We start from the raw sequence: 21,670 nt of genomic DNA on the forward strand, positions 1-21,670 counted from the left end.
AATCCCTGCGGCGCGAGAGGAGAGAACCAAGCGGGTGAACGAGCGAGGGAACCGGGCTCGTACAGGGCATGGAAGAGCCATGAAGGAAAACGTCGACCACCACGTCCCGGTCCTCATCGTGGGCGGCTCGCTGGTGGGTCTGTGCACCTCGCTCTTCCTCGGCCGGCATGGCATCAGACACATGGTGGTCGAGAAGCACGCGGGTACCTCGATGCACCCACGCGGACGCGGTATCAACGTACGGACGATGGAACTGTTCCGGGTCGCCCGTGTCGAGGACCGGATCCGCGAGGCCGCCTCGGTCCTGGCGGACAACCACGGCATCATGCAGGGCGGCTCGCTGACCGGTGACGATCAGGAGTGGCTCTTCGAGGAAATCGACCCGGGTGGCGCGCTCGCGCGCTTCAGTCCGGCGGCATGGTGTCTGTGCAGCCAGAACGATATCGAGCCCGTCCTGATGTCCGTGACCCCCTCACTCGGAGCCGACCTGCGGTTCTCCACCGAACTCCTCTCCTTCGACCAGGACCCGGGCGGGGTCACCGCGATCGTGAAGAACCGGGAGACCGGGGAGCACAGCACGGTGCGCGCGGACTACCTCGTCGCCGCCGACGGGCCGCGCAGCCCCGTGCGGGAGGCGCTCCGGATCGGCCAGAGCGGCTCCGGGGACCTGTTCCACAACGTGAGCATCACCTTCCGGTCCCAGATGCTGGCCCACGTGGTCGGCGACCGGCGATTCATCGTGTGCTACCTGACCAAGCCCGATGCCGACGGCGCCCTGCTGCCGGTCGACAACGGCGAGCGGTGGGTCTTCCACGCGCCCTGGCACCCGGACCGGGGCGAGACGCTGGAGGACTTCACCGACGAGCGCTGCGTGGAGCACATCCGCCGGGCCATCGGCGCTCCCGACCTGGACGTCGAGGTCACCGGGAAGGCCCCGTGGCACGCCGCCGAGCGGGTCGCCGAGCGGTACGGGGCCGGCCGGGTCTTCCTGGCCGGTGACTCCGCCCACGAGATGTCCCCCACCGGGGCGTTCGGCTCGAACACCGGCATCCAGGACGCCCACAACATCGCCTGGAAGCTCGCCGCGGTGCTGGACGGTTCGGCCGGGCCGGGGCTGCTGCAGACCTACGAGGCCGAGCGGCTGCCGGTGGCCCGGGCGACGAGCGAGCGCGCCTCGGCGCGTTCGGCGGAGCACAGCCACCCGGGGTACGAGCCCGACCCCGAGCCCGGGTCCACCTCCGGGGCCGCGCCCGCACCCGCGGCCGGGCCGGACTCCGCGCCGGACTCCGCGCCGGACTCCGCGCCGGGCGGTGGCGCCGGCGGCGGCCGGCAGGGCGGGGTGCTCTCCGTGGCCATGGGCTACCGCTACAACCGGGGCGCGGTGCTGGGAGCCGACCCGGACCGGCCCGTCGTGCCCGAACGGATGCGGCTCTGCGGCGATCCGGGCAGCCGTGCACCGCACATGTGGCTCTGCGGTCCGGGGGATCCGGAGCCGAAGTCCACCGTGGACCTCTACGAGCGTTCCTTCGTTCTGCTGTGCTCCGAGGACACGCCGTGGCGTGCCGCGGGGCGGTCCGTCGCCGAACAGCTGGGCCTGCCCCTGGACGTGTACGCGATCGGCACCGGCCCGGAGGCCGACCTGATCCCGGCGAACGGCGGCGACTGGACCGAGGTGCACGGCACGACTCCGGAAGGCGCGATCCTCGTCCGCCCGGACGGTTTCGTGGCCTGGCGCTCGCCGCAGGCGGTGGCGGATCCGGCAGCGGTCCTCCACGCGGTCCTGACCACGCTGCTGCACCGGTCCTGATCCGACCGCTCCCGTTGCCGCGGAGACCGAGGGCGCCGTCCGGCGGAGTGATCCGCGGGACGGCGCCTTTCACCTGGCGACGATGCCGGACCGGGTCATCGAGCCGTCTTCGAGCCGAGGCCCCCGGGTGTCCTCGGAACCCAGTCGGGGACCGCCGAGGCCTGCTTCGGGTCCGGCTCCCGCATGGTCACGCGCCAGCCGTCCTCTCCGGTCTTTCCGGTGAGGCGCACCACGAACGACTTGGTCTGGCCGGTGTCGTGGAAGTACACGACGACGAGCTGCCGCACCGAGCCCTCGTCGTAGAACTCTGCGGTCACCTTCCCCTTGGCCCCCTCGTGGAAGGCCCGGATCCAGTTCCGGGCGGTCCGCTCGACGTCCCCCTTCGCGTCATCGGGGTCGGCGGCGAGCGACTCCACCTCCTCGGCCTTGCCGTCGGCGAGCCGCCAGATCAGCTTCTGGGTGATCCTGAGGGACTCGGAGGTGGGGTACCCGACCACGCCCAGCGGTTCGTGGCCCGCGTAGTCGGTCGCGTACCGCAGCTCCTCCTCGCCGGCGGCACATGCGGTGAGACCGCCCCAGGCCAGCACGGACACCAGGGCGGCGCGTACGACGAGGGCAGCCCTCGGGCGGGCGCTCATCGGGGAACCCATACTTCCTCGGTCTTCCGGTGGTCATCGAGCGATCTCGATGCAGAGAGCTGCAACGTACTGCCCTGACCGGGCAGTTCGATCCGGTAAACGGACAAGAGGGACACAACTCGCGCCTCAGTGATGCAATTCACTCAATGGCTGGATTTCGACCCTCGTGGGTCTCACCCCACCATCCGGATGCCGGACAACTCCGCGCGCCGGCAGGGAACGCCGTCTACTCTGGCCGGGCAGCTGGTTCGCCCCGTCCGCCAGGCGGGATGCGTCGTAAGAGGGAACCCGGTGGGAATCCGGGACTGCCCCGCAGCGGTGAGCGGGAACGACCGCCGTCATACGCACTGGGCCCGGACGGGCCTGGGAAGCGACGGCCAGTAGGAGTCTCGTACGGCATCCGTACGACGAGACGTGCCCGCGAGTCCGAAGACCTGCCCGTTGCCCGTACGCGACCGATCGCGCACGGAAATCCCGGTGACCTCGTGGGCGGGTCGGCGACACATCAGGCGGACGACCGCGGGCGCGTGCAGCTGCACGTACCCGTACCCGGTCGGGATCCGCCCGGTTCGTCATCCCTTCGCGCCCTCGGCCCTCACCGGGTCCACAGGAGAACGCTCGCGAAGGAGAGTTCCGTGACCCGCACGACCCCCGCCGCCGCAGGACGGCCCACCGTGGCCACCGTGTACGGCTACCCCCGCCAGGGCCAGAACCGCGAACTGAAGAAGTCCGTCGAGGGCTACTGGAAGGGCCGCGTCGCCGCCGACGCCCTCCGGGAAACCGCCCGCGACCTGCGCCGGACCAACTGGCAGCAGCTGGCCGACGCAGGCATCACCGAGGTGCCGACCGGTGACTTCTCGTACTACGACCACGTGCTGGACACCAGCGTGATGGTCGGCGCCGTCCCCGAGCGGCACCGCGCCGCCGTCGCGGCCGACCCGCTCGACGGGTACTTCGCGATGGCGCGCGGCACCCAGGACGTGGCGCCGCTGGAGATGACCAAGTGGTTCGACACCAACTACCACTACCTGGTCCCGGAACTCGGCCCCGACACCGTCTTCACCGCCGACTCCACCCGGCAGGTCGCCGAGCTGGAGGAAGCGCTCGCGCTGGGCCACACCGCCCGCCCGGTCCTGGTCGGACCCGTCACCTACCTGCTGCTGGCCAAGCCCGCCCCCGGCGTCGCCGCCGGCTTCGATCCGCTGGCCCTGCTCGACCGGCTGCTGCCCGTCTACGCCCAGGTCCTGGCCGACCTGCGCGCCGCCGGAGCCGAGTGGGTGCAACTGGACGAGCCCGCCCTGGTGCAGGACCGCACCCCGGCCGAGCTGAACGCCACCGCCCGCGCGTACCGGGAGCTCGGCGGCCTGACCGACCGGCCCAAGCTGCTCGTCGCCTCCTACTTCGACCGGCTCGGCGAGGCTCTGCCCGTGCTGGCCAAGGCACCCGTCGAGGGGCTCGCCCTGGACTTCACCGAGGCCGCGGCCGCAAACCTCGACGACCTCGCCGCCGTGGGGGGCCTGCCCGGCAAGCGCCTCGTCGCCGGTGTCGTGGGCGGCCGCAACATCTGGATCAACGACTACGAGAAGTCCCTCTCCACCCTCGGCACCCTCCTGGGGCTCGCCGACCGGGTGGACGTGGCCGCCTCCTGCTCCCTGCTCCACGTGCCGCTGGACGCCGCCGCAGAACGGGACATCGACCCGCAGGTCCGGCGCTGGCTCGCCTTCGCCCGCCAGAAGACCGCGGAGGTCGCCGTCCTCGCCCGGGGCCTGGCCCGCGGCACGGACGCCATCGCCGCCGAACTCGCCGCCAACCGGGCCGACCTGGCCTCCCGCGCCGGCTCCGCCCTCACCCACGATCCGGCGGTCCGGGCCCGCACCGCCGCCGTCACCGACGCGGACGGGCGGCGCGCCCAGCCGTACGCGCAGCGGACCGCCGCCCAGCGGGCGCACCTGGGTCTCCCGCTGCTTCCGACGACCACGATCGGATCGTTCCCGCAGACCACCGAACTGCGTACGGCCCGCGCCGGCCTGCGGGCCGGGCACATCGACACCGCCGGCTACGAGGACCGCATCCGGGCCGAGATCCGGGAGGTCCTGGCCTTCCAGGAGAAGGCCGGCATCGACGTCCTGGTGCACGGCGAGCCCGAACGCAACGACATGGTCCAGTACTTCGCCGAGCAGCTCACCGGCTACCTGGCCACCCAGCACGGCTGGGTCCAGTCCTACGGCACCCGCTACGTCCGCCCGCCCGTCCTGGCCGGCGACATCTCCCGCCCCGACCCGATGACCGTGCGCTGGACCACGTACGCCCAGTCGCAGACGTCCAAGCCGGTCAAGGGCATGCTGACCGGCCCCGTCACCATGCTCGCCTGGTCCTTCGTCCGCGACGACCAGCCCCTCGGCGACACCGCCCGCCAGGTGGCGCTCGCCCTGCGCGACGAGGTGGGCGACCTGGAGGCGGCCGGCACCCCGGTCATCCAGGTCGACGAGCCCGCCCTGCGCGAGACCCTCCCGCTGCGGGCCGCCGGCCACGCCGCCTACCTCGCCTGGGCCACCGAGTCCTTCCGGCTCACCACCGGCGGAGTCCGCCCGGACACCCAGATCCACACGCACATGTGCTACGCCGAGTTCGGCGACATCGTGGAGGCCATCGAGGACCTCGACGCCGACGTCATCAGCCTGGAGGCCGCCCGTTCCCACATGCAGGTCGCCGGTGAACTCGCGGGCGCCGGCTACCCGCGCGAGGTCGGCCCCGGCGTCTGGGACATCCACTCGCCGCGGATCCCCTCCGTGGCCGAGGCGACGGCTCTGCTGCGCAAGGGGCTGGAGGCCATCCCGGCGGAGCGGCTGTGGGTCAATCCCGACTGCGGCCTGAAGACCCGGGGCTGGCCGGAGACCAGGGCTTCCCTGGAGAACCTGGTCGAGGCGGCCCGGCAGGTACGCGCCGAGGTCTAGGCCGCCTCTTCCGGACTGCCGTCGCCGACGAGGCCCGCCACATGGTCGGTGATCATGTCGAGGATGTCCGCCGAGATCCTGTCGTCGCCCAGAGCGAGATGGTGCAGCGTCAGCCCGTCGGTCATGGCGGCCAGATAGCGGGCCAGCACGCTCACGGGCACGCGGAGTTCGAAGGCCATGTGGTGCCGGAGCTGCTCGATCAGCTCGGTGTACGTGTCGCAGTACCGCTCGTACTGCCGCCGTGCCAGGTGCTCGAAGTCCGGTCGGCGCAGGGCGTACTGGGTGAGTTCGTAGGTGAGCATGTGTTCGCCCGGGTGGGCGGACACATGGTCCCAGTACGCCTGGAAGCCCGCCCGGACGGTCTCCCGAAGGGTGGCCTTCGGCTGGATCGCCTCCCTCACCAGGGTGACGCTGTGGTCGGTGATCGCCGCGATGACGGATTCGAGCAGCGCCTGCTTGGAGTCGAAGCAGTAGTGGAAGACGCTCAGGGACACGCCCGCCTCGGCGGCGATCGACCTGGTCGTCGTCGCGGCGACGCCGTCGCGGGTCATCGCGCGGATGGCGGCCTCGGTCAGCTGCCGGCGCCGCTCGGCCGAGGGCATCCGTGCCATGGGCGTTCCTTTCGGTTCGTGCTGCGGTGCGTGGTGCGTGGTGCGCGATGCCATGGCGGCCGGGGCCGGCCGGATCAGCAGATCCGGCCGGCCCCGGCCCCTGGACTTCTTTCGGCGCGATCAGCTGCTGAAGACGCCGACCTCGTGGAGCGAGTACCCCCACTGGGTGCCGCGCTGGAGTCCCTGGACGCGGACGTAGCGGGCCGGCACCCCGGAGAAGCGGGCCGTGTCCAGGCCGCCGTCACTCGCGGTCGTGGACCAGACGGTCTGCCAGTTCGTGTCGTCCGTGGAGACCTCGATGCGGTACGCCTTCCCGTACGCGGCCTCCCAGTCGAGCGTGATGCGCCCCACCCGGTTCGCGGACCCGAGGTCGATGCGCAGCCACTGGTTGTCGTTCCACTCGCTCGCCCAGCGGGTGCCCGAGTCCCCGTCCACGGCCCGGCCCGCGGAGAAGTTCACGAAGGGGTTCCACCACTCCGCGCTCGACGCCGAGGCCGGGGAGCCCGTGGCGAGGTTCACCCCGGACTTGTGCTTCTCGGAGTTCCCCCAGGTGGTCAGGTAGGACTCGGCGCCCTTGAACAGGTCGTCCACCACGCCCTGGCCGCCGACGAGGCGGATGTCCTCGATCCAGTCGGGGACCAGACCGTAGTGCGAGGCGCCGTCGGTGTTGAGGTCCCACGTACGCGAGCCGGTGGTCTGCCGGTCGATGACGGAGCCGCCGTCGGTGCTGCGGAACGGGTAGCGCACCGGGTTCGGGGTGTCGGCCCCGCGCGGTCCGGGCCAGCCGCCGACGCCGTTCATGTCGGTGCCGTACCCGTAGCCGACGTTGTACTTGTCGCGCAGCGCGTCCGTCCGCTTCGCCTCGGCGCTGAATCCCTCGGCGCCGCTCATGTACGAGGCGATGAAACCGCCGAGCTTGTAGACCCGCTCGGTCCAGTCCATGTCCATCCAGCTGTGCGAGGAGATCACACCCGGGTACGACTCGGACTCCATGATGTCGAAGGACCGGCCCGCGGCCTTCACACTCATGTGGTCGACCTCGAGCATCATCTTGCGCTTCATCATGCCGCGCACCGCGTACTCGCCGAGTTCCGTGAGTCCGCGCGTATTGCACTGGGCGTCGGCGCCGTAGGACGGGACCGCCACCCCAGCGGGGAGTTTGCTCTGCACCGCGGGCGCGGCCGCCGCCAGTCCGATGGGGTTGTCGTGCTGCGGGCCGGTGCACTTCTCGGTCTTCCAGAAGGTCCCGGTCGACAGGAACTGGCCCACGTTGATGGCCGTACCCAGGGCGCCCTCGTCGAAGCGGACCCCGCACAGGGCGTTGTCGAACTTGTGGCACAGGAACATGCTGCGCACCCCGAGACGGTACAGCTCGTCCAGGCCGCGGTCGATGTCCGCCTTGCTGCACTGTGCGATGTCCAGGATCTGCTTGCAGCCGAAGGGCTCGGAGGTCTCGACCCCGAGGACCACGGCCAGCTTGCCCTGCTGGATGACGTCGCGGGCCTGCGCGGAGTCGGTGACGATCCGGAACCAGCCCTTGCCCGGGCCGCCGTACATCTTGTCGATGTAGGCCTGCATGTCGTAGGTCTTCTGCGCTTCGAGCCGGATGGCGGTCATCTCGTCGCAGCCGCGGTCCTTGAAGAAGTAGACCGAGCAGATGACGCCGTTGGTGACGAGGTCGTTCACGAGCACGCGCTGACCGCCGCGCCAGGCCCGCTCGACCCAGGCGTAGTAGTTCTGCTGGTGGGTCAGCGAGTCGTGGGCGGGCCAGTCCTTGAAGGTCGGCCAGCCGTTCGGGTCGTGCTTGCCGTCACCGCCCTTGGTGATGAAGTCGAAGATCGCGAGCGTGCCGTCGGGGTAGTGCTCGGGGCAGTCCTTGAGCGCGTCGGTCACCCCCGCCTCGGAGAACGGCTTGCCGCAGATGAGGCGGCCGCCGAAGCCCTCGTTGGACATCAGGTGGTCGTGCGCGTCCACGAAGCCCCGGACCCGTCCCTGGGAGTCGGTCCCCTTGAAGGGCTCGCCCGTGACGTTGATGTCGGAGTCGGGTGCGGGCCGTGCGACCGGGTTCCACCAGCCGGGGTCGGCGGCGGAAGCGGGTACGGGGCCGAGCACCATGGCCACCACGGCGAGGAGCAATGACAGGACCGCCAGGGGCCTACGCCTGTGGTGCGTGTGTCGAGAAATGGTCATCACTCACGTCTTAAGGTCAGCCGGATGGCGCGGTCGAGGAGCCGGATCCGTTCGGGGACATGACGAGCCACGGCCACAGGCGTGGCTTGTCATGGACCCCACAATCGGTGGGACGAGAATCGCGACTGCCGTCGACAGAGTCAATAGTCCGGGACAGCTGACCTGATGATTCATCAGATGGGCCGTTCCTTCACAAGGCCCACGCATCACCCACGGGCCGGGTCAGCCGGAGTCGGGACCGAACTCGATGTCCAGGCTGATCTTCCGCACCGTGACCTTCGTGACGTCCGCCCCGTCCACGCCGAGGCGCTCCAGCAGGTCACGCGTCAGGTCCCTGTCGCCGTCCCGGTCCCCGTCCCTGTCCCGGTCCCTGACCGTGTGCCCGGCGGCGTCCGCGTCGGCGCGCACGGCCCGGAGGCGGTTCGGCCCGGCCTCGGTGACCGCTCCCAGGCCGGGGTCGACGGTGTAGCGCATCCCGCCGGTCTCCATGCCGTCGGCCAGCAGGGCCACATCGATCGGCTGCTCGCCGGCCGCCCTCAGTTCGCCGGCCGTGAAGGGCGCACCCGGTACCAGACGCAGCTTCAGCCGGCGGCTCGCGCCCGGGTCCAGCCGGAATCCGTTCGCCGCGTCACCGATGTCGAGCGTCCATCCCTTCCCGGCGAGGACCCCGGGCAGGGAGACCCTGAGCTCCATGCGAGCGGGCCGCGGCAGGTTGTTGCGGGCCACGAAGACCGCGTCGGTCATCGCCGAGACCAGGGCCTGGGGTCCCGCGCCGCCGGGCACCGGGGTGGCGTTGCGCTGGCCGATGTTGTTGTCACACGGAACCAGCCGCCATTCCTGGATCGATTCCGATCCGGTGAACCGGGCGACGTTGCTCGGGTCGCCCGCCGTGGAGGCGATCATCAGCGCGCAGTCGTGGCCGTGGACGTTCTCGGCGGGCGTCCACTCGAACGGACCGAACACGACCTCCCCGGAGCTGTCGGCCGGGACACCGGACGCGGTCAGACCCGCCGCCGGTGACATCGGCGTGAAGTCGCCCGGCCAGGTGAGACCCGCTCCGGGCAGGCAATGGTAGCCCTGGACGGTCACCACCCCCGACGCCGAGGCACCGCGGTTCCTGACCTTCACGTAGAAGAAGTTCTTCGCCCCCACGACGGCGGGCTGGTGTCCCGGCAGGCCGTCGGGCGTGTTCCGGTTCCACATGGACGGATTGGCCCAGTGAACCTGCTGGAATCCGTACTCCCCGGCGCGCCCGTCGTCCACGTACACGTCGACGGCCGGGGGTTCGCCGCCGTAGGACCCCTGCTTCTCGAACGCCCAGCGGATCACCTTGTTGTAGGCGCCGCCCGACAGGCCCTCCGACACCCAGTTGTTCACGTCCGCCGCCTGCAACTGCTCGCACCACAGCTGGGCGCCGCGGCCGGGGACCCGGAGCCCGGTGACCGGGTCCTCGTTCGAGGGGTTGGTGCCGGGACTCAGCTGCCCGATGGCGCGCAGGATCAGATACGTCGCGGCGCGGGAGGCGAACAGCCGCCTGCCCCGGTCCTCGTGGTCGCCGCCGAGCGCGCGGTAGATCCGGAAGTGGCAGGTGGCCAGGATCTGCTCGCTCTGGTACTCCTCGTCGTCCTCGGGGCCTCCCCACCGCCAGGTACGGTCGAAACGGCGCGACACGGACGGCCGGAACGGCGCGTAGCGGAACCGCTCGGAGGTCCCCCGCAACGCGGACGCGGGGTCCATCTGCAGGGCGGCCAGGCCGTCGCCGGCGCTGTGCGCGAAGCCGAAGGTACCCCCGCCCACGTGGTCACCGAGGGACCCGTGGCCGCCCATCTCGTGCCAGTGCACCCAGGGATCGACCGCCCGGCCCAGGGGCTGGGCGGTGTTGGTGAGGTCGCACAGGGCGTAGCACTGGTGGCCGGTGCCGCCGGATCCGTTGGGGGACCAGTGGGCGTTGACGGTGTCCGCGCCCGTCCCGCGGTGGTCGACCGGGATGGGGAAGTCCGTACCGTCGAAGTAGCCGGCGATCGGGAAGCCCAGGTCGGCGATCCTGCGGAACAGCTGGGTCTGGTGGTAGTAGGCGTTCACCGCGGCGAAGTCGTCGCTCCTCGGCCGGAAGTTGAAGTCCGAGCCTGCCGGCCGCGTGGGCGGGGACACGGCCGGCGGCTCGACGTCCCGGATGACCACATAGGTGCCCCGCAGGTTCTGGACCCCCGCGACGGGCGGGTCCAGGTCGTGGAGCGGCTCGCTCGAATCGTGGTTCTGCAGGATCGCGTCGCCGTCGTCGGAGGTGACGGTCAGGTCGCCGCTGCCGACATTGGGGTCGACCCGGAAGACCATGCCGTTGACGAAGCAGGTCTGGCACTCGATGTAGAGGACCGAGCCCGTCTCCACCTCGGCGAGGAGGAGCCAGACCAGTGCGCCGAAACGGGGGAGGTCGTGCCGGACGGTCATCTCGGCGCACAGGTACGTACGTCCGGGCTCGATCGACGGGTCGACCGGGGCGATGTCCGGGAACGGCGGTGCGGTGTCCTCCACGGCCCGGGCCTCGGCGCCCTCCTCCGCGTCCGGGGGTCGGGGAGGCTCCGGCTTGCCGGCGAAGCGGCGCTCCGGCCGGTAGCGGTAGGCGACGAAACGTCCGTTCATCAGACCGGTGCCGGTGCCGGTGCCGGACGCGGGGGTGGAGGCGGTGGCGGAGGCGGTCGCGCCGCCGCCCGTCCGCTTCCGGGCGGTCGCCGTGCCGGGGAGCCCGAGCGCGCGCCGGACGGTCCGGGTCGCCTCCTTCACCTCGGCCGGGACCGCGGCCCCCGCACTCCCGCCCCGCGTGAGGCGGCCCAGGAATCCGGCGCCGTCCTCGAAGAGCCTGCGGTAGAAGGCGATCCGCTCCTCGCTCGGCAGTTCACCTTCCAGCCCGGGCTCGGTGTTGTTCGTGACGCCGACGATCCGGTTCGGCCCCTGCTTCACCTCGACCGCGATGCCCCGGCGGAAGACCGGCACGTCGAAGTAGGTCTGGGCGTAGGAGACGGTCGCCGCGTCGAAGAGCCGCTTGTCGTCCTCCAGCCGGTACTCGATGCCCCTCGGCTCGGGCGCCATGGACCCGGCCCGCGCCAGCAGGTTGGTCAGCTGTGGCCGCTCCAGCCCGAGCAGGTCGGCGGAGTCCCGGAGGTAGGCGTTCGCCGCCTCGACGGGGTCGTTCGCGTCGCTGACCGGAAGGCCCTCGCTGTGCCGGACGCGTGTGACGTTGGCGCCGTCCGAGGTGATGTGGGCCTTGGCCGAGTCGTCGTAGAAGGTGGCCATCGAAGCTCCCCGTGCGATGGGTCCGGGACCTGCCCCGGGGCAGCGCGGTCCGAGGACCGCCGAAGGGGGAATGGTCCGCGCGCTGTCCGGGCCGCCGACTCCGCCCGGGGAAACGGGCACGGCGCGGGAAGGCGATGAGGCTTCGACTTCGAGCGTACGCCGGGCCCGTTCCGCTGTCGATTCGGCGTCGACGGCGGCAGCGGGGCGGAGATGGGGACGGAGATGGGGACGGTGATGGGGAGGGCGGCGGAGCGGCCCGGCTCGGCGCGGTAGGTGCAGGAGTGCGCGAGCCGGGTCCGCCCCGCCCGGGGCGACGGCGCCGTGCGTCAGCGCGCGCTGTGCTCCAGCAGGTCCATCTCGGCCGGGGCGATCCCGAATCCGCGTGCCGTGGCCTTCGGGGCAGGCTTGCCGCAGAACGCCGCTTCGAGGGTCCCGCCGAGGGCCGTGTTCGCCTCCCCCTTGTTCGAGGTGTTCGCCATCGCGGAGAGGGAGCGGCGCCCGTCGCGGGTGGAGAAGGCGTAGGTGTAGAAGCCCTGCACGGTACCCGTGTGCCCGTAGACCGAGGTACCGCACGACAGGTCGTAGCGGCGCAGGCCGAGCCCGTAGAACCGGGTGTTCGTGGTGTCCGTCGGCGTCGCCGTGAGCATGGCGTCCAGCATGCCGGCGGGCAGCAGTCGCCCGCCGAGCAGCGCGGACGTGAAGGTGTTCAGATCGGCGGGATTGGAGATCACCGCTCCGGCGGACTGGGCCCACGACACCGTCTGCTCGGTGGAGTCGACCAGCGGCGCACCGGCCTCGTCGGGGTGGAGGTAGCCGCGTGTGTGCAGCCCCTTGATCTGCGCGCTGGGGTGCACGTAGGAGGTGTTGCGCAGCTTCAGCGGCTTGAAGATGCGCCGCTCGTACTCCTTGGCCACCCCGTTGCCGGTGGCCTTCTCGATGAGCATGCCGACGACGACGAAGTTGGTGTTCGAGTACTTGTACGCGACGCCGGGCTCGGTCGTGCGGGGTTCGCGGAGCGAGAGGTCCACCAGCTCCTGGTAGCTGAACACCTTGTTGCGCACGGCCTCGAAGCCCGGCACGGTGTGCTCGAACATGGCGTTCGTGTAGTCCGCCAGCCCGCTGCGGTGGCTCAGCAGATGACGCACCGTGATCCGGTCGTCGGGCAGCAGTCCGGGCAGGTACTGGTTGACGGCGGTGTCCAGGTCGATCCGGCCCTCGTTCACCAGCTGCAACAGGACGACGGAAGAGAACGTCTTGCTGACGCTCCCGATCCGGAAGCGGGCCTGCGGGTCCATCGCCGAGCCCGTGGTCCTGTCGCGTACCCCCTCGGTCCGGACACTGACCCCGTCGGGTCCGCTGAAACGGGCCAGGGCGCCCGGCGCACCGGCGGCGGTCGTGTTCCGCAACGCCTGGGTCAGCGCTTCGAGATCGGGGGTGGTCGGGGCGGCGTGGGCGGTGGTCGCCGGAGCCAGGGCGGCCATCACCGCCAGCAGGGCCGCACTGAAGGCCAGACGACGGTTCATGGGCAGGGGCACGATGCTCCTCCGGTGGGGGGTCGTACGGATCGGACGACACGAGCCTACGCAAGATCATCCGACGGATCGGCCGTCGGTATGAGCGGGAACGCGCCAATTACGAACGGCAGTTCAGCCACACGGGCGAGCCGCCTCGCATTTCCCGTTCCCGTCGGCGGCGCGGCGCTCCGCGCCGGGGCGGGGCGGGGCGGGGCAGTTGCCTGGGTGCGCCGTACCCAGGCACCGCTCGGGAGCGCGCCCTAGTCTGAAGCCGTGACCAGCAGCGATCTCGGAGACTTCCTGCGTGCCCGGCGCGCACGCCTGCGGCCCGACGACGTGGGGCTCGCCTCCTACGGACGCCGCCGCGTGGCAGGGCTGCGCCGCGAGGAGGTCGCGGTCCTGGCCGGGATGAACAGCGACTACTACGCCCGGCTGGAACAGGGGCGCGAACGCGGCCCTTCCCCGCAGATCCTCGACGCGATCAGCGGCGCCCTGCGCCTGGACGAAGCGGCACGGGAACACCTCTTCCGGCTGGCGGGCACCGCGCCGGACGGTGACCGGCCGCAGCCGAGGGAGTCGATCGCCGCCCCCCTGCGCCAACTGCTGGACGGGTACACGGGCACCCCGGCGTTCGTGCTGAATCCTGCCGCCGACATGCTGGCGGCCAACGCGATGGCCGACGCGCTGTTCTCCCCGTTCGCGCAGCGGGACAACCTCGCGCGCATGACGTTCCTCGACCCCGCGGCCCGGCCGTTCTTCGTCCGCTGGGACCGCGCGGCCGAGGCGGTGGTGGCCGGCCTGCGCCACGCGGCCGGCCTCGATCCGCACTACCCGCGCCTGGGCGCCCTGATCCGTGAACTCGGGCAGGTCAGCGCGGAGTTCACGGCACTCTGGGCCGCTCACACCGTCCATGGCAAGACCCAGGACACCAAGGAGCTCGACCACCCCGACGTCGGACCGCTCTCGCTCGGCTTCCAGGCCTTCGCCGTGCTCGGCGCGCCGGGCCAGCAACTGGTGATCTACCACGCCGAACCGGGAAGCCCTAGCGCCCGGGGCCTCGCCCTGCTCGGCAGCCTGCACGCCACGCGCCGGAGGTCATGACCGCCGGACGTCATGACCGCCCGGCGGCCCGGCCGCCCGCGGCGCCGAGCACGTACGCGCGGGACGCCTGGACCTCCTCGCGCAGGGCGGGCAGGTCCACGTCCAGGACCTGCCCGTTCCATTTCCGGGGCGTGCCGCCCACGAGAACGGCGCTGATGTTGCGGGCGTCCGAGCCGAGGACGACGGTCCCGATCGGATCGTTGAGGGGCATGTTGTTGAGGTCCTCGGCGCGGATGACCAGCAGGTCGGCCTTCTTCCCCGGGGTGAGGGAGCCGGTCACCGCGTCCAGGCCGTTGGTACGGGCGCCCTGGAGGGTGGCGAAATCCAGGACGTCATGGGTGGTGATGCGCACCGGCTGCACGCCGGTGCCGTGGACGGCGTTCACCGCCCGCATCCGCTGGACCGTGTGCAAGGTCCGCATCTGCGTGAACATGTCTCCGGCCAGGGCGACTTCGACGTCGATGCTCAGCCCCGGCCGGATGCCGGCCGCCAGGGCCTCGTCGACGGCCGGTACCGCGGTCTCCAGTCCGATCTGCGCGTCCGAGGCAGGGGCCAGGGCGATGGTCGTGCCGCTCTCTCCGATCGCCTGCCAGGCCTGCGGAGTCAGACCGGTGGCGTGGATGAGGGTCAGGCCGGGGCCGAGCAGGCCGTCCGCCGCCCACCGCAGTACCGCGCGGGAGGAGGGGGCACCGAAGACCGCGTCCACGCTCACACCGACCCCCAGATCACGGGCCGCACGCGCGAGTTCAGGGCCGTACGCGAGAGCGGGACCGGCGATCTCGTCGGTGGCCAGTGCGGCCACGCGGAGGGTCAGGAGCTGGTCGTCGCTGCTGAACCAGCGCCGCTTGAGCCGGGCCAGGTCGCCGGGCCACTGCCGGTCCCAGTCCCCGAAGTGCGGTCCCATGGAGGCGTGGACGCCTCGGATTCCGGTGTCCAGCAGCGCCTGGACGGCGGCGTCGGAATGCTCGGGCGTGCGTGCGTTGTGGGAGAAGTCCAGCATGCAGGTGATGCCGCTGTCGATGGCGGACAGTGCGGCCAGGCGGGTGCCGGCGTACATGTCCTGCGGCCGGTAGACCGGCGCGTAGCCGGCCAGGGTGGCCGAGACGTAGCCGCCGAGATCGTCCACGTCCGGCATGATCCGGCGCAGCTGGGTCTGCCAGGCGTGACGGTGGGTGTCGACGAAGCCGGGCGTCAGGATCGTGTCGGTGGCGTCGACGACCACGGCGCCGTCCCGGTTCAGGCCGGGCCCGACCGCCGCGACCGTATCGCCCACGACCAGCAGGTCCGCGTGGTCGAGGACACCGAGGTCCGGGTCCATCGTGACGATCGTGGCGCCGGTGAACAGGACGCGCCGTCCCGGATCGGTGGACCGGAGCCGGATCCGATCGAGGACGGCGGTGCTGGTGGTGTCGTTGCGGGGCATGCGGAGGTCCTGACGTGAGGGGATGCGGACCCTCAGCCTCGGCCCGCGGGGAGCCGGCAACCAGGCCGCCCTCTGCCCGGGTGCGGCACACCCATGCTCACGGTGCGGCGGCCCGCGCCGCCCACGCGGCGAGCGCGCGCTCGCGCCCGGTGCGGCGCAGCCCGGCGTCGGCGCTCCTGGTGGCCCAGGCGACGTGCCCGTCGGGGCGGACCAGGACCTCGCGGACCCCGCCGAGCTCCGGGTGTTCCCCGGCGGCGCGGGCGGTGACGGCGGCGATCCGCGGGCCCCGTCCGGCGGCGGGGGCCTCGTACGCCTCCGGCTGCGGGTCCCGCGCGTCCGCGAGCCGGAGCAGGACGAAGCCGCCCCGGTGCAGGAGCTCGTACACCCGCGTCGCGTCCGAGCCGTCCGAACCGTCCGAGCCGTCCGAACCGGCCGAGCCGTCCGAGCCGGTCACGCTCAGGCCGATGTCGGGCATCCGGCGGCCGACCAGCGGATCGGCGTCGGGGGAGGCGGCCGGGTGGACAGCCGGGTAGGTGGTGCCGAGCGCGGACACCTGGTCGGCGAGGCGGCGGTTGACCTCGGGCATTCCCAGCAGTTCCTCGAAGAGCCCGCGCAGCGCGGCGGCCGGCCGCCGGTACCGGGCCACCAGCGGCAGCTCCGCCAGCAGCGTCTGCACCTCGGTGTTCTCGGTGACGGCCCGGCCGACGGGGTGGCGCTCGGCGTGATAGGTGTCGAGGAGACCGGGCGGGGCCCAGCCGTGCACCTCCGCCGCCAGTTTCCAGCCGAGGTTCATGGCGTCCTGGAGCCCGGTGTTGAGGCCCTGGCCCGCGGCCGGGAAGTGGATGTGGGCGGCGTCGCCCGCCAGGAGAACGCGGCCGGAGCGGTAGGCGGCGGCCAGCCGGGTGGCATTGCCGAAGCGCGAGAGCCAGCGGGGCCGGTCGACCCCGAAGTCCGAGCCGCAGATCCGCACCAGCGCCGTACGGAACTCCTCCAGGGTCACCGGTACCCGCGCCGGCGTCCGCATCTGCTCCGGATCGATGTACACGAAGCGGGTGAGCCCGTCCTCCAGGGGGACGGCGAGGACGCCCGCCGTGCGCGCGGTCGCGAGGGCCGCGGGGTCGGTCCCGACGGTGGCGAAGTCGCCGAGCACTCCGGTCAGGGTCTCGTCCGTGCCCGGGAAGTCGATTCCGGCCGCCTGCCGGACGAAGCTGCGCCCGCCGTCGCATCCGACCAGGTAGGCGGCGCGAACCATCCGCAGGTCCCCGTCCGGCCCGCGCACCTCCGCCTCGACCCCGTCCACGTTCTGCCGCAGGCCCGTGAGCGCGTGCCCGCGGTGTATCCGCACCCCCAGCCCGTGCGCCCGTTCGGCCAGCAGGGCCTCGGTGCGCGCCTGGGCCAGGAACAGGGTGTGCGGGTGACGGCTGTCCAGCGCGGCGAAGTCCAGCGGGGTGTCGAGGGCGGCGAAGTGCCATCCCGGCAGGGGCCGGCCGAGCGCCAGGAAGCGCGGGGCGAGCCCGCGCAGGTCCATCAGTTCCAGGCTGCGCGGATGCAGGGTCAGTGCCCGGGAGTTCTGGTGGGGCTCGGTGCGGCGCTCGACGACCAGGGTCCGTACACCGGCCAGTGCCAGTTCGCAGGCGAGCAGCAGCCCGGTCGGTCCCGCGCCCACGACGATCACATCGGTATCCATCGGTGATGCCTCCCACAATTAGTGAACAGCGTTCACGTGAACGATGTTCACTATAGTGAGACCCATGAGCTCCCCGTCAACCCCGGCCCGGGGCCGCCCGGCCCGCCTCGACCGCGACCGGACGGTCGACACGGCCCTGGAACTCCTCGACGAAGTCGGCCTCGATGCGCTGACGATGCGCCGCCTGGCCGATGCGATGGACGTCCAGGCCGGCGCGCTGTACCGGTACTTCGCCACCAAGGACGACCTGCTGACCGCGATGGCGGAACGCATGCTGGCCGGCCTCGCGGCGACCAGGACCGACGGTGACTGGAGCGAACGGCTGGCCGCCCTCGGCCGGGCCATGCGCACGGCGCTGCTCGCCCGCCGCGACGGCGCTCGCGTCTACGCGGGCACGCATGCGACCGGGCCCCACACCCTCGGCTTCGCCGAAGTGGTCGTCGGGGTGCTGCGCTCGGCCGGCTTCGGCGAGGAGGACGCGGCACGCGCGCTCATGGCGGTGGCCCACTTCACCATCGGCCACACGCTGGAGGAGCAGGCCGCGCTCCGGCCGCCGGAGGGCGGCGGGGTGGCGGATCCCGAGCGCCTGCGCCTGGCGGCCGAGCCCGGGCGGTATCCGCAGCTCGCTGCCGTGCTGCCCACGCTCACCAGTGGCGACTTCGCGGCGCACTTCGATTTCGGGCTGTCCCTGCTCCTGCAGGGGCTGCGGGTCCTGGACCGGGCGCCGACCTGCGGCGATGGCCCTGAAATATACTGTCGGGGTGACTGAGAACTCCCTGCCTCCCTGTCCCGAATGCGCGGGCGCGTACACCTACGAGATGGGAGCGCTTCTGGTCTGCCCCGAGTGCGGGCACGAGTGGCCGCTCGCCCCCGGTGACTCCGGCAGTGTCTCCGAGGAGCGGGTGATCAAGGATGCGGTCGGCAATGTGCTGGCCGACGGGGACACCGTGACGGTGATCAAGGGCCTGAAGGTCAAGGGCAGCCCGTCCGGCATCAAGGCGGGCACGAAGGTGCGCAACATCCGCCTGGTCGACGGCGTCGACGGCCATGACATCGACTGCAAGGTCGAGGGGTTCGGCGCGATGCAGCTGAAGTCCAGCGTGGTCAGGAAGGTCTGACCCGACCGACCCGACTCGGCCGGATCCTGCCAGACCGGATCCGGCTGTCTGTCGGCGGAGCACGAAGGCGCCTGTCGGGCATGGTCCCGGTCAGGCGCCTTCGTCGTTCTTCCGCAGAGGTGGAGCCGATCCGGAGGGCGGCTCATGAGCCGGCGCGCTCATGAGCCGACGGGATCGGCGGAGGTTGCCCCGGCGGGGCGGGCCGGTCAGTGCACGGCGTACAGGCGGAGGGGGACGGCTGTCGCGGTGGCGATGGTCGCGGTGGCGGCGAAGACGACCTCGCCGTCCTGGCGGGCGACGACGCGTACGGGATGACGGTCCGGCGCGGTCGCCTCCCCCGCGTTCGGGAGCGTCTCGATCCAGCAGGCCGAGGTCAGCTCCGCATAGCGGAAGAAACGAATCTCCATATCGGTCAGGACGCCCCGCCGGGGGAAGGCGGAACGGTACGCGGCCTGGCGCACGGCTTCCAGGAGCAGCATGCCCGGGGCGTGGTCGACGGGGTGGTCGAAGAGGATCGGATGGTTGACATCGGTCCGGAGCTGGGCGCGCCGCGTGGAGCTGGTGGGGGAGAGGACCACGTCGTGGAAGCGGTCGCGGCCCACGCGGCGGGGAGTCAGCGGTGGCGGAAGCGGGATCGTGCGGGAGGCCACCTCGGCGAGGTCCCCGTTCCGGCCGCGCAGGCGCTGGTAGACGGCCTCGGGCTGGTTGGTGAATCCGGCCTCGGCGGTGCCGAGGAACTTTCCGTCACGGGTCGCGGTCACGTGCATGGTGAGCCCCGCGAGTCTGCGGCCGCGGCGCGAGATGCCGGAGCAGCGGATGTGCAGCGAAATATCGGCAGGAGCCGAACCGACGGCGAGGGCATCGGCGTTGGTCGCGTAGCTGAACGTGTCCCAGATCTGGCGGTGACCGAAGGGCACGTCGTAAGCGACGTGGCTGAGGAGCGGGATGGCCTGGCGGACCGATTCGGCAAGGAGGAGGGGGTCGTGGTGACCCCCGTCCGGTGTGTAGAAGCTGTGGGCGCGGGGCCATTGGGCGGTGACGACGTACTCGTCCGGTGCGACGGTGTGCCACCCGGTGAGCAGGACTTCCGAGTGTGCGCTCTTGTGTACGTACTCCCGCGGTAAGGCGCTGCTGAGCGCGGCGGCGGGTGAGGCGGAGTGGTCGGTTGACGCAGTCATGGTTGAGCCCCCCTGGACGTCGGACATGAGCTGGTGCTTGTTCGGCGCAGGTCCTAAAATAAAGGATGTTCGTTTTTTTTGTCGAGATTAGTTAGGTGCTCATGTCAGAGCGAAAGCAGCAACGCGCCCCTCAACTCAGGGCAGTTCAGACCAAAGCGGCCATCCTGCGCGCCGCGGCCGAGGTCTTCGACGAGTTCGGCTTCAGCGGAGCCAGCATCAGCAAGATCATGAAGCGGGCAGACGTCACGCAGGGCGGCATGTACTTCCACTTCAGCTCGAAGGAGGAACTCGCCTACGCCGTCATGGTCGGCCAGGGCGACGGCCTGGAGTTCCCCGCAGGGGAGGACGGCCTGCAGCACCTGGTGGACATCACGCTCTACCTCGCCGAGCAGCTCCGGCACAATCCGGTGCTCCGCGCCGGCGTCCGACTGGCCGTGGAGCAGGGCGAGTTCGGCCTGCGTGACGATGTTGCCTACCAGGCCTGGGTGCTGGAGTTCCGCCAGCAGCTGCGCTTCGCCCGGGCCAAGGGCGAACTGCAGCCGGACGTCGACGACCACGAACTGGCCTGGGTGCTGGTCAGCTCCTTCACCGGGGCGCAGCTCTTCTCGCAGGCGTCCACCGGCCGGGAAGACCTGCCGCAGCGGATCGCCTCCCTGTGGCGGTACCTGCTGCCCGCGGTGGCCGCCGACGGCATCCGGGGCGGGCTGCGCCTGACGCTGCCGCCGAGCGAGCCCGAGGCGACGCCGGAGCCGAGGTCGAAGTCGTCATCGGGCAAGCGGGCGTGAGTACCCCTCATGTCGTCGTCACCGGCGCGACGGGCTTCGTGGGGTCGGTGGTGCTGCGCCGACTGGCCGGGCGGGACCAGCAGGTCACGGTGCGCGCGGTGTCCCGTGCGCAGACCCCCGCGGACTTATCCGGAGCGCGCTGGGTGGGCGCGGACCTGGCGGATGCACCGTCCCTGCGCGGGGTGTGTGACGGCGCGGACGTCCTGTTGTCCCTGGCCTCCTACGTCGGACCGGACGCCGACCGGTGCACCGCGGTCAACTCCGCCGGAACCGCGGCCCTGGTGGCCGAGGCCCGGCGGGCCGGAGTGGGGCGGATCATCCACCTGTCCACCTGCGCGGTCTACGGTCCGGGGCCTCATCGGGGTCAGGACGTGGGCGAGTTGATGCCCGCCCCGGTATCGACGGCCAGCGGCAGCCGACTGGCGGGGGAGGGGCCGGTGCTCGACGCGGGGGGACTGGTCCTGCGCGCGGGGCTCGTGCTGGGGAGGGGCGACCGGTGGGCCGTACCGGCCCTCGTCGACGCCTTCCGGCGGGTACCGGCGGGGTGGGGCGGAGGGGCCGGGCTTGCCTCCTTCGTGGACGTCGACGACCTGGCACGGCTCATCGTGGCGCTCGCGCTCGGTGGCGGCGCCGCGGCCGACGCCACGGGTGTCCTGCACGCCCACCACCCCGAGCCGGTGCGCAACCGGGACCTCATGGACGCCCTCGCGGAGCACCGCGTGCTGCCGGCCCGACCCGACGCCGACTGGTCGTGGCGCAGCTGCCTGGACGCCCTGGCCGCGACCCCGGGATGGGTGAGCGAGCGTCAGTTCACGCTGCTGGCCGGTGACCACTGGTACCGCGCCGACGCGGCATGGGAACTCGCCGGGATCCCACCGGGGCCCGGCCCGCTGAGCCGGATCGGCCCGGCGGCCCAGTGGTACCGGGAGAGAGGCGGGGTCGCCCCGGGGTGACGGCGATCTGCCAAAGCCTCAGTGGGATGGGGCGTGGGCGGGCTGTGTCGAGCCGGGCGGCGGGTAGCGTCCGGAGCACAGCCGGTCACCCCCTGAAGGAGTGGAAATGTCCGACCTTTCGAACATCGTCAAGGCGTATGACGTGCGTGGCGTCGTGCCGGACGAGTGGGACGAGTCCCTGGCCGGGTTGTTCGGTGCCGCGTTCGTGGAGGTCGTGGGGGCGGGTGCGATCGTGATCGGTCATGACATGCGTCCGTCGTCGCCGGGTCTGTCGGCTGCGTTTGCGCGGGGTGCGGCGGCGCGTGGGGTGGATGTGACGTTGATTGGTCTGTGTTCGACGGACCAGTTGTATTACGCGTCGGGTTCGCTGGGTCTGCCGGGTGCGATGTTCACGGCGTCGCATAATCCGGCGCGGTACAA

General features: G+C 71.6%; 15 protein-coding genes, 1 pseudogene and 1 riboswitch. Of the genes and pseudogenes, 8 read left to right on the forward strand and 8 right to left on the reverse strand.

What is annotated here, in order from left to right:
* Positions 1-79: 79 nt before the first annotated feature.
* Positions 80-1,807, forward strand: a complete 1,728-nt coding sequence (locus tag ACFY04_RS30755) for an FAD-dependent oxidoreductase (protein ID WP_389121705.1) — start codon at positions 80-82, stop codon at positions 1,805-1,807.
* A 95-nt stretch (positions 1,808-1,902) separates the two neighbouring features.
* Here the strand turns inward: ACFY04_RS30755 and ACFY04_RS30760 are convergent, their stop codons facing one another.
* Entirely contained in the window at positions 1,903-2,445 is a 543-nt protein-coding gene (locus ACFY04_RS30760) for a hypothetical protein (protein WP_389121708.1), read from the reverse strand.
* Positions 2,446-2,672: 227 nt separating this feature from the next.
* Positions 2,673-2,902, forward strand: a riboswitch (cobalamin riboswitch).
* 178 nt (positions 2,903-3,080) lie between these two features.
* On the opposite strand from ACFY04_RS30760, the gene metE reads away from it, so the two are divergent.
* Complete coding sequence (gene metE, locus ACFY04_RS30765) at positions 3,081-5,399, forward strand: 5-methyltetrahydropteroyltriglutamate--homocysteine S-methyltransferase (RefSeq protein WP_389121710.1); 2,319 nt, start codon at positions 3,081-3,083, stop codon at positions 5,397-5,399.
* On the opposite strand, the gene ACFY04_RS30770 is transcribed toward metE, so the two are convergent.
* The 4 genes from ACFY04_RS30770 to ACFY04_RS30785 form a co-directional block, all read right to left on the reverse strand.
* Positions 5,396-6,010 carry a TetR/AcrR family transcriptional regulator gene (locus ACFY04_RS30770; protein ID WP_389121712.1) on the reverse strand — a complete coding sequence of 205 codons (615 nt, stop codon included), beginning with the start codon at positions 6,008-6,010 and terminating at the stop codon, positions 5,396-5,398. The genes metE and ACFY04_RS30770 overlap by 4 nt on opposite strands.
* A gap of 120 nt (positions 6,011-6,130) precedes the next feature.
* A complete protein-coding gene (locus ACFY04_RS30775; protein WP_389121715.1) occupies positions 6,131-8,200 on the reverse strand; it encodes a discoidin domain-containing protein in 2,070 nt (689 codons plus the stop codon).
* 222 nt (positions 8,201-8,422) lie between these two features.
* The gene (locus tag ACFY04_RS30780) at positions 8,423-11,491 is read right to left on the reverse strand and encodes a hypothetical protein (RefSeq protein ID WP_389121718.1); all 3,069 of its coding nucleotides are present in this window, start codon (positions 11,489-11,491) and stop codon (positions 8,423-8,425) included.
* Between the two features lie 326 nt (positions 11,492-11,817).
* A complete protein-coding gene (locus ACFY04_RS30785) occupies positions 11,818-13,014 on the reverse strand; it encodes a serine hydrolase domain-containing protein (RefSeq protein ID WP_389121721.1) in 1,197 nt (398 codons plus the stop codon).
* 264 nt (positions 13,015-13,278) lie between these two features.
* Between ACFY04_RS30785 and ACFY04_RS30790 the strand changes: the two genes are divergently transcribed.
* Complete coding sequence (locus ACFY04_RS30790; RefSeq protein WP_389121724.1) at positions 13,279-14,106, forward strand: helix-turn-helix transcriptional regulator; 828 nt, start codon at positions 13,279-13,281, stop codon at positions 14,104-14,106.
* A gap of 10 nt (positions 14,107-14,116) precedes the next feature.
* Here ACFY04_RS30790 and ACFY04_RS30795 read toward each other — a convergent pair whose 3' ends face one another.
* Entirely contained in the window at positions 14,117-15,529 is a 1,413-nt protein-coding gene (locus ACFY04_RS30795; RefSeq protein ID WP_389121726.1) for an amidohydrolase family protein, read from the reverse strand.
* A gap of 97 nt (positions 15,530-15,626) precedes the next feature.
* Entirely contained in the window at positions 15,627-17,216 is a 1,590-nt protein-coding gene (locus tag ACFY04_RS30800; RefSeq protein ID WP_389121728.1) for a monooxygenase, read from the reverse strand.
* 64 nt (positions 17,217-17,280) lie between these two features.
* Here ACFY04_RS30800 and ACFY04_RS30805 point away from each other — a divergent pair, with 64 nt between their 5' ends.
* Together ACFY04_RS30805 and ACFY04_RS30810 are read left to right on the forward strand one after the other, a co-directional pair.
* On the forward strand, positions 17,281-17,985 hold the full coding sequence (locus ACFY04_RS30805; protein WP_389121730.1) for a TetR/AcrR family transcriptional regulator: 705 nt from the start codon (positions 17,281-17,283) through the stop codon (positions 17,983-17,985).
* Positions 17,978-18,334 (forward strand): zinc ribbon domain-containing protein YjdM, encoded by a 357-nt coding sequence (locus ACFY04_RS30810; protein ID WP_389121733.1) that lies wholly within the window; start codon positions 17,978-17,980, stop codon positions 18,332-18,334. Before ACFY04_RS30805 ends, ACFY04_RS30810 begins: the two co-directional genes overlap by 8 nt.
* Positions 18,335-18,540: 206 nt before the next feature.
* Here the strand turns inward: ACFY04_RS30810 and ACFY04_RS30815 are convergent, their stop codons facing one another.
* Positions 18,541-19,512, reverse strand: coding sequence for a ScbA/BarX family gamma-butyrolactone biosynthesis protein (locus tag ACFY04_RS30815; protein ID WP_389121736.1), 972 nt, complete (start codon positions 19,510-19,512; stop codon positions 18,541-18,543).
* A 101-nt stretch (positions 19,513-19,613) separates the two neighbouring features.
* Between ACFY04_RS30815 and ACFY04_RS30820 the strand changes: the two genes are divergently transcribed.
* The 3 genes and pseudogenes from ACFY04_RS30820 to manB form a co-directional block, all read left to right on the forward strand.
* Positions 19,614-20,297 carry a ScbR family autoregulator-binding transcription factor gene (locus ACFY04_RS30820; RefSeq protein ID WP_389121739.1) on the forward strand — a complete coding sequence of 228 codons (684 nt, stop codon included), beginning with the start codon at positions 19,614-19,616 and terminating at the stop codon, positions 20,295-20,297.
* Positions 20,294-21,250, forward strand: coding sequence for an NAD-dependent epimerase/dehydratase family protein (locus tag ACFY04_RS30825; protein ID WP_389121741.1), 957 nt, complete (start codon positions 20,294-20,296; stop codon positions 21,248-21,250). Before ACFY04_RS30820 ends, ACFY04_RS30825 begins: the two co-directional genes overlap by 4 nt.
* Positions 21,251-21,356: 106 nt before the next feature.
* Positions 21,357-21,670 (forward strand): annotated as a pseudogene (gene manB, locus ACFY04_RS30830) (phosphomannomutase/phosphoglucomutase); the annotation flags it as partial.

Origin of the sequence: Streptomyces sp. NPDC001549 (assembly GCF_042894025.1) — a bacterium.
Taxonomy (GTDB): Bacteria; Actinomycetota; Actinomycetes; order Streptomycetales; family Streptomycetaceae; genus Streptomyces; species Streptomyces kutzneri.